General features: G+C 69.2%; 14 protein-coding genes. 7 read left to right on the top strand and 7 right to left on the bottom strand.

Annotated features, from left to right (window positions below):
- Positions 1 to 259 precede the first annotated feature (259 nt).
- The 3 genes from FL311_RS18155 to mdoH are packed head-to-tail and all read left to right on the top strand — an operon-like array spanning position 260 to position 4,354.
- The gene (locus FL311_RS18155) at positions 260 to 1,816 is read left to right on the top strand and encodes a glucan biosynthesis protein (RefSeq protein ID WP_141326495.1); all 1,557 of its coding nucleotides are present in this window, start codon (positions 260 to 262) and stop codon (positions 1,814 to 1,816) included.
- The gene (locus FL311_RS18150; RefSeq protein WP_228556932.1) at positions 1,813 to 2,307 is read left to right on the top strand and encodes a hypothetical protein; all 495 of its coding nucleotides are present in this window, start codon (positions 1,813 to 1,815) and stop codon (positions 2,305 to 2,307) included. Before FL311_RS18155 ends, FL311_RS18150 begins: the two co-directional genes overlap by 4 nt.
- Positions 2,308 to 2,329: 22 nt before the next feature.
- Positions 2,330 to 4,354 (top strand): glucans biosynthesis glucosyltransferase MdoH, encoded by a 2,025-nt coding sequence (gene mdoH, locus FL311_RS18145; RefSeq protein ID WP_141326472.1) that lies wholly within the window; start codon positions 2,330 to 2,332, stop codon positions 4,352 to 4,354.
- Between the two features lie 52 nt (positions 4,355 to 4,406).
- On the opposite strand, the gene FL311_RS18140 is transcribed toward mdoH, so the two are convergent.
- The 4 genes from FL311_RS18140 to FL311_RS18125 form a co-directional block, all read right to left on the bottom strand.
- A complete protein-coding gene (locus tag FL311_RS18140; protein WP_141326470.1) occupies positions 4,407 to 4,691 on the bottom strand; it encodes a hypothetical protein in 285 nt (94 codons plus the stop codon).
- Positions 4,692 to 5,070: 379 nt separating this feature from the next.
- A complete protein-coding gene (locus tag FL311_RS18135; protein ID WP_141326468.1) occupies positions 5,071 to 6,048 on the bottom strand; it encodes a spermidine synthase in 978 nt (325 codons plus the stop codon).
- A gap of 49 nt (positions 6,049 to 6,097) precedes the next feature.
- Positions 6,098 to 7,408 (bottom strand): M18 family aminopeptidase, encoded by a 1,311-nt coding sequence (locus FL311_RS18130; protein ID WP_141326466.1) that lies wholly within the window; start codon positions 7,406 to 7,408, stop codon positions 6,098 to 6,100.
- A 45-nt stretch (positions 7,409 to 7,453) separates the two neighbouring features.
- A complete protein-coding gene (locus tag FL311_RS18125) occupies positions 7,454 to 8,260 on the bottom strand; it encodes a hypothetical protein (protein ID WP_141326464.1) in 807 nt (268 codons plus the stop codon).
- A 197-nt stretch (positions 8,261 to 8,457) separates the two neighbouring features.
- Here FL311_RS18125 and FL311_RS18120 point away from each other — a divergent pair, with 197 nt between their 5' ends.
- Positions 8,458 to 9,183, top strand: a complete 726-nt coding sequence (locus FL311_RS18120) for a hypothetical protein (RefSeq protein ID WP_141326462.1) — start codon at positions 8,458 to 8,460, stop codon at positions 9,181 to 9,183.
- Between the two features lie 300 nt (positions 9,184 to 9,483).
- On the top strand, positions 9,484 to 11,274 hold the full coding sequence (locus FL311_RS45140; RefSeq protein ID WP_228556931.1) for a hypothetical protein: 1,791 nt from the start codon (positions 9,484 to 9,486) through the stop codon (positions 11,272 to 11,274).
- Between the two features lie 114 nt (positions 11,275 to 11,388).
- Here the strand turns inward: FL311_RS45140 and FL311_RS18110 are convergent, their stop codons facing one another.
- Positions 11,389 to 12,339 carry an acyl-CoA dehydrogenase family protein gene (locus FL311_RS18110; protein WP_141326461.1) on the bottom strand — a complete coding sequence of 317 codons (951 nt, stop codon included), beginning with the start codon at positions 12,337 to 12,339 and terminating at the stop codon, positions 11,389 to 11,391.
- A gap of 294 nt (positions 12,340 to 12,633) precedes the next feature.
- Here FL311_RS18110 and FL311_RS18105 point away from each other — a divergent pair, with 294 nt between their 5' ends.
- Positions 12,634 to 14,130 (top strand): S1C family serine protease, encoded by a 1,497-nt coding sequence (locus tag FL311_RS18105; protein ID WP_141326459.1) that lies wholly within the window; start codon positions 12,634 to 12,636, stop codon positions 14,128 to 14,130.
- Between the two features lie 85 nt (positions 14,131 to 14,215).
- Here FL311_RS18105 and FL311_RS18100 read toward each other — a convergent pair whose 3' ends face one another.
- Positions 14,216 to 14,869 carry an SET domain-containing protein gene (locus FL311_RS18100; protein WP_141326457.1) on the bottom strand — a complete coding sequence of 218 codons (654 nt, stop codon included), beginning with the start codon at positions 14,867 to 14,869 and terminating at the stop codon, positions 14,216 to 14,218.
- A 96-nt stretch (positions 14,870 to 14,965) separates the two neighbouring features.
- Between FL311_RS18100 and FL311_RS18095 the strand changes: the two genes are divergently transcribed.
- Positions 14,966 to 15,340 carry a DUF423 domain-containing protein gene (locus FL311_RS18095; RefSeq protein WP_141326455.1) on the top strand — a complete coding sequence of 125 codons (375 nt, stop codon included), beginning with the start codon at positions 14,966 to 14,968 and terminating at the stop codon, positions 15,338 to 15,340.
- Between the two features lie 10 nt (positions 15,341 to 15,350).
- Here the strand turns inward: FL311_RS18095 and FL311_RS18090 are convergent, their stop codons facing one another.
- Positions 15,351 to 15,659, bottom strand: a complete 309-nt coding sequence (locus FL311_RS18090) for a hypothetical protein (protein WP_141326453.1) — start codon at positions 15,657 to 15,659, stop codon at positions 15,351 to 15,353.
- Positions 15,660 to 15,769: the final 110 nt, after the last annotated feature.

The following is a 15,769-nucleotide window of genomic DNA, read 5'->3' as shown; positions in this document are numbered from 1 at the left end:
AAGGCCATCACAAGCCCCCAGTTTCATTGAGCTCAAACGAATCCCTCCGAGGAAGACCTTGGGATTCCTGAAGAATTTCCAGCATCCAGGCCCTCTGACGCGGGCTGGTACGCGGGTTGCTCCAGGACTGACGCGCCGCACCGAGGAGGCCTCTCGGAGCGGCGGAACCGGGTGAGCCCCAAGCAGTCTGAGGCTCGCCCGCCCCCTCGGTCTCCTGGAGGCAGCAGGCGTGACGTCGGACAGCAACAGGCAGGGCGGGATGCGCGCGGTGTGCGTGCGGTGGCTGGGCGCGGCGATGGTGGCCACGGCGGGCACGGCGTGCGCGGCGACTCCAGCCCTGGCGGCCCAGACGCGCGGCGCCCCGGCGTTCTCCGCGGACACGGTGGTGGAGCTGGCCCGGCGGAAGGCGGCGCGGCCCTACGAGGCGCCGGTGTCGACGTTGCCGGAGTCGTACAAGTCGCTCGACTACGACGCTTACCGGGACATCCGCTACCGCCCGGAGAAGGCGCGCTGGCGTGACGCGAAGCTGCCCTTCCAGGCGCAGTTCTTCCACCCGGGCCGCTCGTTCCAGTTCCCGGTGGTGATGCACGAGGTGGCCGAGGGCAAGGCCCGGCCGCTCACCTTCTCCCCGGAGCTGTTCACCTACGGCCCGCTGGTGAAGCCCGGTCCGCTGAAGAAGGCGGATGGCTTCGCGGGCATGCGCCTGTCGCACCCGCTCAACCGCGAGGACGTGTTCGACGAGCTGGTGGTGTTCCAGGGCGCCAGCTACTTCCGCGCGCTCGGCCGGGGCAGCCTGTATGGCCTGTCCGCGCGCGGGCTCGCCATCGACACCGCGACGTCGCGCCCCGAGGAGTTCCCCGACTTCAGGGAGCTGTGGCTGGAGAAGCCCGCGCCCGGCGCGGACCGCGTGGTGGTGCACGCGCTGATGGACAGCCCCAGCGTCACGGGCGCCTACCGCTTCACCATCATCCCCGGGGCGAACACGGTGATGGAGGTGGAGGCCACCGTCTTCGCGCGCAAGGCCGTGGCGGAGCTGGGCGTGGCGCCGCTGACGAGCATGTACCTGTTCGGCGAGAACGACCGCGGCGACTACGACGACTTCCGCCCGGAGGTGCACGACTCGGACGGCCTCTTCGTCTGGACGCGCGCGGGCGAGCAGCTCTGGCGGCCCCTGCAGAACCCCGAGCGCATCAACGTCTCCAGCTTCCAGGTGGAGAGCCCGCGCGCCTTCGGCGTCCTGCAGCGCGACACCACGTTCGCCCACTACGAGGACCTGGAGGCGCACTACGAGCGCCGGCCCTCCGCGTGGGTGGAGCCCGTGGGTGACTGGGGTCCGGGCGTGGTGCGGCTGGTGGAGCTGCCGACGCCGGACGAGACGAACGACAACATCGTCGCCTTCTGGGTGCCGAAGAAGACGCTGGGCCCCGGGGACTCGCTGAAGGTCGCGTACAAGCTGCACTGGGGCGCGCGCTCGCCCTGGCCGGTGACGGGCTCCACGGTGGTCGCCACGCGCGTGGACGCGGGCGACTCCTGGAAGGGCGCCCGGCTCAAGGACGCGCGGCCCATGCGCCGCTTCATCATCGACTTCGCGGCGCTGCCCGACTTCGCGGAGGACGACGTCCCGGTGGAGCTGGTCGTCAGCGCCTCCTCGGGCAAGGTCCTGCGCCCCATCGCCACGCGCCACACGCCCACCGGCGGCTGGCGCGCCACCTTCGAGCTGCACCCCACCACCCCCGTCCCCACCGAGCTGCGCGCGTTCCTCAAGCGCGGCCCGGAGACCCTCACCGAGACCTGGAGCTACCTGTGGATTCCGTGACGACACTGACCACCTGCCCTTCCGTCCCGACCACCGTGTGGGCCGGCCCGCGCGCGCGCGCGGCGCTCGACACCTTCTTCAAGGGCTTCGGCTTCACCGCCGAGGCGGACCTCTCCACGCTGGCGGCGTGGGTGCTGGACGGCTTCGGCGCGCACGGGGCCCAGCCCCAGGCGGCGGTGGCGCTGGCCCGGGCCCGGATGGAGACGTGGCTGTCGGGCGTGCTGGGGCTGGAGCACTCGGGTCCGGGGCTGCTGTCGCGGGGCCGGGCGGCGTTCATGCTGTGCGACGGCGCGAGCCGGGGCGCGCGGCTGCTCACCCGTCCCGCGGCGCCGGAGGACTTCGTCCGGGCGGTGCGCGCGGCGGTGCCTGTGCCGGCGCCCGCGCAGGTCAGCGCGGTGATGCCCGAGCAGCAGTTGGTGCTCAACCCCCTCGGGGAGCTGCTGCGCCGCTGGTGGCGCGGCGCCACGGCGGGCATGTCCACCTCGCCCTGAGGTGGGCCTGGGGAGCCTCGCGATGCAAGCCCACTCGTTTTCGCCCGAGAGCGCCGGCTACCGGCGCGCCGGAGTGCTGGGACTGGCGGCCGTCACCACCGGGGTGGGGACGTGGGAGATGCACCGCCTGTTGAGCGCTCAAGGGACGTCGGTGCCGGAAGGGGTGCTGGTGGGGCTCTTCGCGCTGTGCTTCGGCTGGATTGCGCTGTCGTTCTTCACGGCGGTGGCGGGCTTCCTCCAGCTGGCCTTCGCCTCGCGGATGCCCGGGCTGCGCTACCCCACGCCGGAGGAGGAGTCGCAGCCGCTGGAATCACGCACCTCGGTGGTGATGCCCATCCACAACGAGGACCCCGCGGCGGTCTTCGCCAACGTGCAGGCCACGTACGAGTCGGTGGCCGCGACGGGGCACCTGGACGCGTTCGACTTCTACGTGCTGAGCGACTCCACGCGCGCCGAGGCGTGGGTGGCCGAGGAGCTGGCGTGGTCCGACCTGTGCCGCCGGGTGGGCGGACAGGGCCGCATCTTCTACCGGCGGCGCACGGACAACACGGGCAAGAAGGCCGGCAACCTGGGTGACTTCTGTGAGCGGTGGGGGCGCCGCTACGACTTCACGGTGGTGCTGGACGCCGACAGCCTGATGGAGGGCCGCACGCTGGTGAAGATGGCGCGGCTGATGGAGCTCAACCCACGCGCGGGCATCCTCCAGGCGCCTCCCCTGAACGTGGGCCGCACCACGCTGTTCGCCCGGCTGCAGCAGTTCGCCGGCCGCGTGTACGGCCCCGTCGTGGCGGCGGGCGCGGCGGCGTGGCAGCTGGGCGAGTCCAACTACTGGGGCCACAACGCCATCATCCGCACGGAGGCGTTCATCAACCACTGCGGCCTGCCGGTGCTCCCGGGCAAGCAGCCCTTCGGCGGCCACATCCTCAGTCACGACTTCGTCGAGGCGGCGCTCATGCGGCGCGCGGGCTACACGGTGTGGCTGGTGCCGGAACTGGGCGGCAGCTACGAGCAGCCCCCGCCGAACCTGCTGGCGTACGCGCAGCGGGACCGGCGCTGGTGCCAGGGCAACCTGCAGCACCTGAGCCTGGTGATGGCGGGGGGCTGGCATCCGCTCAGCCGGGGCCACTTCCTGATGGGCGTGATGTCGTACGCGGCCTCGCCCCTGTGGCTGTTGTTCCTGGTGTCGGGCCTGGTGGCCGCGCTGCATGACCGCTTCCTCCTGGACGTGTCCACGCTGCAGTCCCCCGCGCTCGCGTTCGACGCGCCGGGCGCGCTGCGCCTGTTCGCGGTGTCGATGGGGATGCTGTTCGCGCCCAAGCTCCTGGGGCTGACGCTGGCGCTCTTCAAGAAGGGAGAGGCGGCGCGGATGGGCGGCAGGTGGAAGCTCATCCTCAGTGTGCTCGCGGAGAGCGTGCTCGCGTCGCTGCTCGCGCCGGTGATGATGCTGTTCCAGTCGCACTTCGTGTTCGGCACGCTGCTGGGCTACCGGGTGAACTGGTCCAGCCAGCAGCGCGAGGACGCGGACCTGCCCTGGTCCGAGGCGGCGCGGCGGCACGTGGCGCACATGGCGGTGGGCGTGGCGATGGTGGCGGTGGCGGCGCTGGTGTCCACGGCGCTGGTGGCGTGGCTGATGCCGGTGGTGGTGGGGCTGCTGCTCGCGGTGCCCCTCACGGTGCTGACGGCGCGCGCGTCGCTGGGGCTGTGGGCGGCGCGGCGGGGGCTGTTCCTGATGCCCGAGGAGACCGAGCCGCCCGAGGTGGTGGAGCGCGCGCAGGCCATCACCGAGGAGCATGGGGTGGAGCCGGTGCCGGACGCCATCGAGCGGGTGCTCACGGACGCGAAGACGCACGCGCTGCACCTGGCGCTGCTGGAGTCGCAGCCGGGGCTCGCGGAGACGACGACGCCCGCGGCGCTGGAGTCCGCGCGGCGCAAGCTGCTGGGTGACGATGCCGAGCCCCTCTCCGCGCAGGAGAAGGTGGCGGCGCTGCTGGATGTCACCACGTTGAGCGAGGCCCGCGAGCAGCGGCTGACGCGCACGCTGTCGTGAGCCTGGAGCGGGCACCCGCGTCACGCGGATGCCCGGGCTCCTGGGAGCCGTGTCAGTAACACTCGGCGCAGTTCGAGGCGATGACGCTGCCCAGGTACATGCCTCCGCCCGGCGTGTAGCAGTAGTAGCGCATCTGGTTGCCCCAGCGGCCACCACACTCGTCGAGCGACAGGCACTCCCAGACGGGATAGCCGGTGTCGCCGGGGGCGCAGCCGTCATAGAGGGCCTGCTGCTGGCTCTCCGCGGCCACGTCCGCCGGTGCCTCTGCTTCGACGCCACCGCAGCCCACCGTGAAGAGACTCATCATCAGCGCTGCCGACACTCCGTGGACTCGCATGGACCACTCCAGTTGTGAGGGGGGTTGAGACGGCACTGCGACGAACGGCGGCGAGAGACTCAGCCAACTGTCCGAGCACTGTCCAGACGGCCAATCTGGACCCTGAGGTGTCGTTCCCGACCCGCGACGTCTCACAGAGGCGAGCGGCTGCAATGTTTCACTTCAGGCGGCTCGTCATCCGCGAGACACGACGTGTCCTCGCCCGCGGACCTCAGGCGCTCGATTGAACGCGACACCGTGGACGACTCGCTCCCGCTGACGGAGGAGCGCCGGCTCCGGCTCGCGACCGCGCACGGAGGGCCGCCAACCCGGTCTCGCGACACGAGGCCTGAGTCCGCACTCGCGGGCCTCGGGCCTATCCACGAACGGGCCCGGCCGTCTACTCGTCCGAGTCGCGCAGGATGCCCGCCGTCAGCGGCCACGCAAGCCCCTGCTCCGCGGTGCGACGGACCTCGCGGTCCTCGAGCCTGCGAGTCATCAGCCCGCGCAGGTTGAAGCGCGCCGCCCGCGCCAGAGGTCCCGCGCGAGCCTTCAGCGCGCCACGCGAGACCTTGCGCGAGGTGGTCAGCCCCACGAACACACGGTTCGCCGTGGTGCGCGCATCGAAGGCATGCAGCTGCTCGAAGCTCGCGCGCCACGTCTGGAGCATGGCGGGATAGAGCGGATTGGGCGAGCGGTGCACGTTGCTCACCACCGCGCCGTCGGGCGTCAGCCGCGCGCGCACGGCCCGGAGGAACTCCCACGTCGCCAGCGAGCGAGGCACACCCCGGGGGCCGAAGGCATCCAGGAGGATGACGTCATACGCGGGCCCGGGTGTCTCGATGAACCGCCGCCCCTCCTCCAGGTGCAGCCGCAGCTGGGCGTCCTCGCGCAGCCCGAAGAATCGCCGGGCCACGTCGAGCACCTCCGCGTCACAGTCCACCGCGTCGATGTGGACCTGGGGCAGCGCCGCGCGCAGGAACATCGGCAGCGAGCCCGCGCCCACGCCCACCATGAGGATGCGCCGGGGCTGGGCCACGAAGGCCACGCCGGCCACCATGCCTTGCGTGTACTCGAGCTCCAGCTGCAGCGGGAAGCCCTGCCCCGTGACGCTCTGGTAGGCGCTGTCCCAGCCGAACTGGAGGTAGCGCCGGCCCTCCGTGTCCTGGCTGACGATGCAGCGGTAGGAGCCGGGCTGCCCCACGTACAGCACGGTGCGCGGGACGTTGAGCCAGCGGAAGACACGGGCCAGGGTGCGTCGGGTGCGTGCCGGGCGGGCCCCCGGCGACGTCAGGCCGAGCGCGGCCCCGGAGCGCGAGAGGACCCGCGTCCAGGGCGCTTGTCTCCACCAGGGACCTCGTGCGCGCGGCCAGGTCACGAGGTCAGGTCTATCACCTTCCGGGACCGCCGCTGGTGGGCATGCTCCGTCACGCGAAGAACCGGCGCAACACGGCCACCATCGCCGCCACGTCGCTGGCGCACGCCATCTCCCGGATGGAGTGCATGGACAGCATGGGATTGCCCACGTCCACGGTGCGGATGCCGAGCTGCCCGGCGGTGATGGGTCCAATCGTGCTGCCGCAGCCCAGGTCCGTGCGCGTCACGAAGTGCTGCGCCGTCACGCCCGCCTCGCGGCACAGCGCGGCGAAGTGCGCCCACGACTCGCCATCCGTCGCGTACGACTGGTTCACGTTGGACTTGATGACCGGGCCCAGGCCCATCTGCGGCTGGTGCTTGGGCTCGTGCAGCGAGGCGTAGTTGGGGTGCACCGCGTGCGCCATGTCCGCGCTGACCAGGAAGGACTGGGCGATGGCGCGGTGGAACGCATCGGGCTTCCCGTCCGAGTGCGCCAGGGTGATGCGCTCCAGCAGCGTGCGCAGGAAGGGAGACGCGGCGCCCTGCGCGCTGCGGCTGCCCACCTCCTCGTGGTCGAACAGGATGACGCCGCTGGTGGCCTCGCGCGACGCCGGGCCCGTCAACAGCGCCGTCAGGCTCGAGTGGCAGCTGGCGAGGTTGTCCAGGCGCGCGGCATGGAGGAACTCGTCGTGCGCGCCCGAGCGCGTGGACGGCTGCAAATCATAGAGGCACAAGTCGTAGCCGAGGATGTCCGCGGGCTCGGCCTTCACCCCACCCTTCGCCAGCTCCTGCACGAGCAGCCCGCGCAGGTCCACCGCGCCGCCGCTCTCCAGCCCCAGCACCGGCACCATGTGCTCCTGGGCGTTGAGCTTCAGGCCATCCGAGTTGACGGTGCGGTTGAGGTGGATGGCCAGGTTGGGCACGCGCAAGAGCGGCCGGCGGAGGTCCACCAGGTGGCCCTTGGGCTTGCCGCCCTCCATCACCACGACGCGGCCGGCGAGCGACAAGTCGCGGTCCGTCCACGTGTGCAGCAGGACGCCGCCGTAGACTTCGACGCCGAGCTGCTGGTAGCCGTTCTTCGACACCTGCGCGTTCGGCTTGAGCCGCAGGTTGGGCGAGTCCGTGTGCGAGCCGACCAGCCGGAAGCCCGAGCGGTCCACCGGCGCCGTGCCCAGCTGGAAGGCGGCGATGCTGGTGTCGCCGCGGGTGACGTAGACGCGCTCGCCCGGCTTCAGCGTCCAGGACTCGCGCTCGTCCAGCGCGCGATAGCCGGCCTTCTCCAGGCGGCGGGCCGTCTCGCGCACCGCGTGGTACGGCGTCGGCGAGGCGTCGATGTACGCGAGCAAGTCATTGGCCAGGGCATCGGTATCGGTCGGGCTCATGTCGGCCCGAAGCTAACCCCTGGCGGGCGTCGCGCCACGTCCGAATCACGCCACCCGGACGGGGGAGCGGCCCCCGGGCTGTCCCGGGGGAACCACCACGGAGGCCGGCCGGGCCTTGGGCGCCGCGTCCAGGAACGTGCCCAGCAGCACCCAGCGCCGCGCCTCCCCTTCCGCGCCGCGCCGCGCCACCACCGGCGTCGTGTAGTGCCAGAAGGGCAGCCGGTACACGGTCAGCCCTCCCACGGTGCTCACCTTCGCCATCTCCGACAGGTGATGGTCCCTCTCGTAGACCAGGTACTGGTGCTCCACCCCGGGCATGGTGAGGCTCAGGTGCATGTCCACGTAGCCGTCGCGGGCCTCGGCCTCCTCGGGGTGGTGGTCATTGTGCGGCCCGGAGTAGTCCCCGGGGCCGTAGCACAGCACCTGGATGCCCCAGTTGCGGCGCAGCACGCGGCCACTGACGGCGGCGGCGAAGCCCGCGAACGTGTCCGAGCGCAGCATCCCCGTCAGCCCCACCGCCTCCGCCGCCTTCCAGGAGCGCGAGCGCCGGTTCTCCAGGAGCGCGGTGCGCACCCGCACCGTCTTGGGCAGCAGCTCCATGTAGTTCATCGTCATCCCGGAGATGGAGTCCACGGGGATGGGGTCCTCCATGGGCACCACCAGGTCGCGCAGCGCCGCGTCGAGCGCGTCGCGGCACGCGGTGGCCTTCGCCACGTCCACCACGCCCTGCAGCGCCACGAAGCGCCGCGCGGGGTCCAGCAGCGCGCCCGCCACCGCCTTGTCCTTGCCCTCCAGGATGCGGCGGCCCTTGGGGGTGAGCAGGTCTGCGAACTGGCTGGGGAATCGCTTCATGCCGCCCCGAATACGGCTTCACGCGCCGGTTGTCGTGCGGAATGCGCGAGCCGACCTGCCCGGTGTGTCCGGGGACCCACGACATCTCGACGCTCTGCGTCACACATGGCGTCCGGGTGAAGTTTCGCTGGGCGGAAACCTTTACCGGACTCCTGCGATAACCTCCCAATCGTCGAACTCCGGAGACTCCCCCAGGCATGGACCCCATCCGCAGCCGTCCCCGCGCCGTCACCTCGAACCCCTCCACGTCGCTCCAGCCGCAGGCGGAGGCGCGTCCGACGGCCGCTCCCGCGCGGGCCAACGCGGTGGGGCACACGCAGCTGAGCTCCTTCGAGACGAAGCTGGTGGCGCCGGCGCAGGCCCAGGCCGCGCAGCCCACGCCGGGCGCGTGGCGTGGCGGGCCGGACACCGAGGTGGGCAAGGCCGTGAAGGCCATCTGGGACCGGATGCAGACCATGCCGGGCGCGGACGTCACCATCAAGGGTGACACGCCCGCGTCGCTGCTCGGCCGCGCCATCCTGGACGGCAAGAAGGTCACGAACGAGCAGATCATCGCGATGTCGAAGGTGACGCTGGAGCAGCTCGCGACGGATCCGAAGGACCGCGAGAAGGTGCTGAAGAAGGTGCCGAACGCGCGCGAGCTGCCCGTGCACAAGTTCACGGTGGCGATGCTGTCGGCGGCCACGGGGATTGATCCGCAGAAGCTGTCCGAGGCGTGTCCGGACCTGGGCCTGACGGGCGCTCCGGGCACCCCGCTGCTGTTCGCGGCGGACGGCGCGGGCCTGCAGCGCTCCACGGCGCTGCACGACTTCACGGACTACCTGCGCGGCGCGGGCATCAAGGGCCTGAACAAGGCCGTCTGGGGCGTCGAGAACCGCATCCTCTCCGCCATCGTCTCCGCGGTGGGCGGCGGGCGGTACTGAAGCACCGGCCACGCGCCGAGCCTGGCACCTGGGCCGTGTTCTTCGATGGGGAACACGGCCCTTCGTGTTTCCAGGGGTCCAGGTGTCCCGCGGATCACCGCGTGATGATGACTGGAGCCAGTCCCCTGATGTCTGCAGTCATCGGCTGGGGGGCCGAGTGGGAGGCATCGCTTCAGTGAAGTCGCGGGGTTGCGAGGCCGGAAGGGCTGGCATCCGCGCTGCAATGAGGGAGAGCACGGGCGAGACGACGAACTCCTCGCCGCAGCGGTCCCCCATCGCTGTCCTGAAACAGGTGCTCTCATGGTCAAGCTCAAGGTCCCGTCGTTCTCCTCCCCGAAGCTGAACAAGAACCCGGCCGACTCGATCACCCCGCCGAAGAAGACGCCCACCCCGGCCCCCACGCCGCAGGACACGAAGTTCCGCAACCCCACGAACTCGCCCGGGGCGTCGGACCCGAAGTTCCGCAACCCCACGAACTCGCCCGGGGCGTCGGACCCGAAGTTCCGCAACCCCACCAACTCGCCCGGACAGTCGCAGCGGCCGACGGACGGGTTCGAGGGCAAGAACCCCTTTGGCGGCCGGGGCACCCGGGCGATGGATGCGCTGTCGAACATCTCAGGGGTCGCCGCGCCCGCGATGGAGACGCTCGCGAACGTGTCGGGTGCGGCGCTGCCCGCGATGCAGGCGCTCTCGCCCATGATGGCCGGCGGACTGCCCGGGATGCAGTCGCTCTCGCCCATGATGGCTGGCGGACTCCCCGGGGCGGCGCAGCTCTCCCCCATGATGGCCGGCGGACTGCCCGGGGCGGCGCAGCTCTCCCCCATGATGGCCGGCGGACTGCCCGCGATGGACACCCTGGCGCCGATGCAGCAGGGACTGCCCGCGATGGACGGCTTCTCGCCGATGCAGCAGGGCCTGCCCGCGATGGGCGGCTTCTCGCCGATGCAGCAGGGCCTGCCCGCGATGGACACCCTGGCGCCGATGCAGCAGGGACTGCCCGCGATGGGCGGCTTCTCGCCGATGCAGCAGGGCCTGCCGGCGATGGACACCCTGGCGCCCATGAACGTGCCGATGCAGAGGGGTATGCCTTCGCTGGACGCGCTCCCGCCGGAGCTTGGTCTCCCCATGGCGCCGCCGATGATGACGCCGAACATGCTGGAGGGCCTGCGGGTGCCGTCGCTGCCGGGGCCGGCCGAGTTCGGGCCTCGCGGGATGCCCCCGGAGGCCCAGAACCTCTCTCCGACGCTCCCCCACGAGACCGCCAACCCGGCGCCGCGCGGGCTGCCCCCGCAGCTGCGGGACATGATTCCGGCCCGTGAGACCACGCCCCGCGCCACGCAGAAGGCCGAGCCGGAGTCCTCGGGCATCCCGAGCGCCAATGACAAGCGCCCGGCCGGTGACAAGCGCTCGGCGGCGCAGATCGTCGATGACTCGCCGGCGCTGAAGAACCTGGGCCGTCAGAAGGACATCAAGTTCGACCTGCTCTGCAAGCAGACGGGCATCGACCCGAAGCTCGACCTGAAGGACGCGAAGCAGAACCCGGACGCGGTGTTCCGCCTGGCCAAGGTGCTGGAGTTCATCGACAGCGCGAAGGCGGCCAACGGTGGGGACCGGGACAACAAGGTGAAGAACGGCAAGGGCGACGGCAACATCGAGGGCATCACCAAGGACGGTGATGCGCGCCACGGCACCGAGGCCGGGATGGTGAAGGACTTCGCGGAGAAGGGTTACTCGTTCCTGGGCGAGCAGAAGCTGCCGGAGACGAAGGACACGCACGTCAAGGCGGACGGCAGCAACAAGGACAACTTCCAGTGGGCCGCGGGTGAGGCGGGCAAGCACCTGTGGTTCCTGCCGGGAGTGAGCAACGTGCTGACGGGCATCGGCAACTCGGAGGGTGGCGTGAAGGGCGTGTTCGAGGGCGCGGCCAAGGGCGCCTTCAACACGGTGAAGGGCGCGGCCGAGGGTGTGCTCGGGGCTGTCACCACGGGCCGCATCAACCCGGCCTCGCTCATCCTGGGTGGCGCGGCGGGCGCGCTGGCCAACACGGAGGCCGCGCCGCAGCCGGTGAAGGACATCGCCAGCATGCTGTGAGCTTGAATTGAGTCGTGACGCGAGCGGGGGATCTTGCTCGGTAGAGGGGCCCTCGGAGCGACCTTGCGGCGGCAGGGAAGCTCCGAGGGTCTTTCTATTTCGAGCGCCGGGTCGTCAGGCGTCGGATGTCGGCGCACCACCGGCGAGCTTCACGCGAGCGGCCTCCAGGCGCTTGGCGCGGACCTTCCCCGCGACGCCGAGCAGACGCCGGTCACGCTCCCAGCGCTCGCGGGTCGGCGCATCGACCAGGGCCCACAGGGGCTCGATGGACGTGAGCGTTCGCTTCACCAGGGCGAGTGCGCCACCGAGCGCCACGTGGGTCGTGGGTGCCGCCGGGTCGGCGGTGGCCAGGTCACGCATCATCACCGCGAGCGCCAGCAGCTCCTCGCGCACGTCCTCGGGCCAGCCGCAGCGTCGCCCCAGTTGGATGAGCCAGCCGAGGAGCGCGAGGTGGACGTGGCAGTCCTCCACGGTGCGGAACGGCTTCAGGTAGCGCGTGTAGCCATCGCCCGCGAGCACCTCGCCGTCGAACACCTCGACGTTGTCGAGTCGCAGCTCGGCATGCGGCACCTCGGGCACGAACGGGAGCTCGGGCAGCGCAAGGACCTGGATGCCCTTGCGCTGTGCATCGACCCTCACCACGCGCAGCCGGTTGTAGTCGAGCTCGTCGCGTCCCTCGGAGGCGACGATGAGCAGCACCTCCGCGTGCGTGCCCAGCGTGACGAAGGCCTTCTCCCCGTTGAGCGACGACCCGGAAGAGTCGACCCGGACGCGCGTATGGATGTGGCTGGGATGGCCGCCCATGGCCTCGGTGGCGCAGAGCGCGACGCGCTTGTCCGGAGGGAGCGTGGGGACCAGGCGCCAGAGAGCCGCGTGGTACCCGGAGCAGAACGCGTAGCCGAGCCGGTCCGCGCGAAAGCCCCCCGCGAGCGCCAGGTCCGCGGGCTCCGGATAGGGAGACACCAGCGCCACGTGCTGGCGCCACCACGCCTCGATGGACTCGAGCGCGACAGGCTCGGGCGACTCGGCGAGCAGGAGCTTCAGGATGGTATTCACGGGGGACATCGTACGTCACTCTCGATTCAGGCCCCATTCAAGTTGCCCCAAAGGAGCGTGGGCAGAGGTCGCACTAGCTGCAGGCAACTGACCACCGCGCCTGCGTGCACGTTCATCAAAGTGCGGCCATCTGAAAAAGCATCGGCGCGCTCATCAATCTCAAGCGCAGCGTAAGTCCGCCTCATTCTGGACCTGAGTCGACTTTGTCCCAGTCCCCCTCTTGGCCCTCAACAGGAGCCGACACCTTGAACAAATCCACCAGACCTGCAACCATTCAACAACCATCGTTCCCAAGGGGTGGGCATGGTCTCCATACTCATATTGCTTGTGTGCGCCGGAATGTCGACTCCATCGACTTCGGAAGCGGTTGCACCTGCTCCAACTGAATCAGCCCCCGCTGGTCCAGCGAGCACAGGGCTCCCTCAAACCATAAAGCTCGTCGCCCCTGGCGTCGTCACCATCAAGACCTACGACGCACAAGGAGCCCCTCTTGGTTTGGGTAGCGGGTTTCTTGTCGAAGGTGGCAGGGTCGTTACCAATGCACACGTCGTCGAGCATGCGGCGCGCGTCGAAATCTACGACGCGGAGGAGCAGCTCTTAGGTGTTACTGACTACGCCGAAAGCCTCAGTGCGCACGTCGACCTTGCGGTACTTCCAGCAATGCCCAGCCCGCCGACAACACTTCGCCTCGCGGAAAACCAGCCGCCTGTGGGGGAGAGCATCTTCGTTATCGGGGCTCCTCAAGGCCTATCCAACACCGTCTCGACAGGCATCGTCAGCGCACTTCGAGGGTACGAAGGCAAGCGCTGGATTCAAATTACGGCACCGATATCCCAGGGTTCAAGTGGAGGGCCTGTCCTCAATCATGAGGGCGAAGTCGTCGGCGTCAGCGTTGCCGTGCTCCGCGATGGACAAAACCTAAACTTCGCGGTTCCCATCAGAGACGTAAGAGCGTTGGTAGGGAGCCCGCCCGGCCGTATCACCTTCACCGGGTCAAAACCATCGAGCCAGCCCTCTGGAGCCGCGCCAGCCTCAAATGACGCAGAGACAGCACAACCGGTGGCGCCACAAAAACCTGACTTCAACAGACTACTCCTCACTCGCCCCTCGCTCCATCTCAACCAATCGCAACACGGAGAACTCGACGACAATGACACGTCGCTCTCGTCGGGAAGATTGGCCGATCTATTCTCAGCGGAAGGCAAAAAGGGAGACATCTACACCGTCATTGCAATAAGCGATTCCTTCAGTCCATCAATCATGGCGGTCGTATCGAAGCCCGATGGTACGCCCGAAAACATAGGCCACGCGGATGGCTCGGGAGCTTACATCACCCGGTTGATCGTTCGCCCTCGCAGCTCAGGCATTTTCGGCTTCCTCATCTCCACAACAAGACCCAAGACAACGGGCAGCTATAAAATTGGATTCTTCAAGGGAGAAATCAGCCTCATCGACGCTTCCAACAGACTGTCTGATAGCCGTTGGCTGTTCCTAAGCAAGGAAGCGGAGTTCTCCATCTACATCGACAAAACCTCTTTTCGCAAGATCACTCCGACGCATCGAAGGGCATGGGTGTGGTGGTCGTATCACGGATGGGAAAGCCACAGCCTAGGCCGATACAACAACTACAAGTCACTCCAGGAACACAATTGTACTGAACGGGCAACACGCCGTATCAGTGTCGCCTACTATGAAGACGGCAAGTTGCTCGATTCTTCAGATGATGAATCAAGTCGCTGGCTGCCTTGGACGCCTGGGAGCATCGGTGAATTTGTCGGCGCGACCGTGTGCGGACTGTAGCCTTATGACTGCATCTTTTCAGACGCAGACAGGTCCAAGCGACGATTGAGGCCCGGCAGTCACACCGGGCCTCCAAACCGACACCTCACCCCGCCAGGCGCTTGCGACCACCCGCGGACTTCTTGCCCTTCGTCGACTTCGCGGCCTTCGACGTCTTGCCCTTCACGGGCTTCTTCGCCGAGCGCGACTTGGACGCGGACTTCGTCCCCTTCTTCGCACCAGACTTCTTCTTCGCGGACTTCGCCTTCTTCTTCGCGGGAGCGGGCTTCGCCGGGGCGAGGATGGTCCCCCGGCACCTGGGCGAGCCACAGCGGCACACGTACAGCGCCTCGGACTCCGCATCCATCTCCGGGGTGCGCTCGTAGGCGTAGTCGTAGACCAGCTCCTCCCCCACGGCGATGTCGCGCAGGGCGAAGATGTAGATGCGCTTCTTGTCGATGAGCGCCTCGCAGTTCGGATCACACGAGTGGTTGATGTAGCGCGACTCGTTGTGGAGCGTGCCGGCGTCGAGCACCGTCTTGCTGTCCAGGTTGAACAGGAAGGTGTGGTGACGGCCCATCGCCTCGTCGTCGTAGCGGCGGTCGGCCTCCGCCTGGTTGATGCGCTCACCGACGTACTCGATGAGGCGCTCATCCTTGCGGATGCGACGCGTGGCGAAGGCGCCCGTGCCCTGGATGGACGACGGACGCAGCTCGAAGGGGAGAGGCTTGGAGGAAGGAACGAAATTGGGGGATGTCATGCGGAGTATGAGCGGCCCGGAGTTCACGTCGGCCGGGACGCTCCATCAACTGCCGGTGTAGCGTGCACCAGTCGGACTCTCGATGAAAGGCGCACGATGATGCGGTGGTGGCTCGTCCTGGGTGCTGTGAACGCGTTCCTGTCCGTGGCGGCGGGAGCTTTCGGGGCCCATGGCCTCAAGTCCCGGCTCTCCCCGGACCTGCTCGTCATCTTCGAGACCGGCGCGCGCTACCACATGTACCACGCGCTCGGCCTCGTCGCCGTCGGCCTGCTGGGCACCCTGCGCCCCGCGCCCCTGCTCAATGGTGCGGGCTGGGCCATGCTCGTGGGCATCCTCCTGTTCTCCGGAAGCCTCTACGCGCTCGCGCTCTCCGGCGTGCGTGCCCTGGGCGCCATCACCCCCCTGGGCGGCCTGGGCTTCCTCGCCGGCTGGGCCCTGCTCGCCGTCGCCGCCTGGCGCTCCACGCCCTGAGCCGCCCGAGTCATTCGCGAACCAGCGGCGGCATCGGGTACATCAGGTCCAGCTCCCGGTTGTTCCGGATCCCGCACGCCTCGCGCTGCACCATGAGGTTCCACCGCTGGACCTCCGCCTCCTTGCGGACCTCCCGGTAGCGCGCATGGCGCGCCGCACGCGCCGTCCCCTGGGAACTCAGCAGCTCCCGCTCCGCGAGGGCCAGCGCCGCGAGCGCCTTCTCCAGCTTCTCGCCGGTGCGCCTGAGCGCGGACGCCTTCTCCTTCTGGAACTCGACCTCGACCGGCAACAACGCGTTGACGTTCTCGTTTCGGGCCATGCCCTCCCTCTAACCATCCGCACGCCCACCGGCAGCGCCGTCGATGAGCCCCGCTGAAGCGGCCTCTCAGCCCCGCTTGTCCCCACACCCCCCGGGCGGCGAAGTGGCCC

This window comes from Myxococcus sp. AB025B, from assembly GCF_006518215.1.
Classification (GTDB): Bacteria; Myxococcota; Myxococcia; order Myxococcales; family Myxococcaceae; genus Myxococcus; species Myxococcus fulvus.
This window is presented reverse-complemented; position numbering and strand designations above follow the sequence as displayed.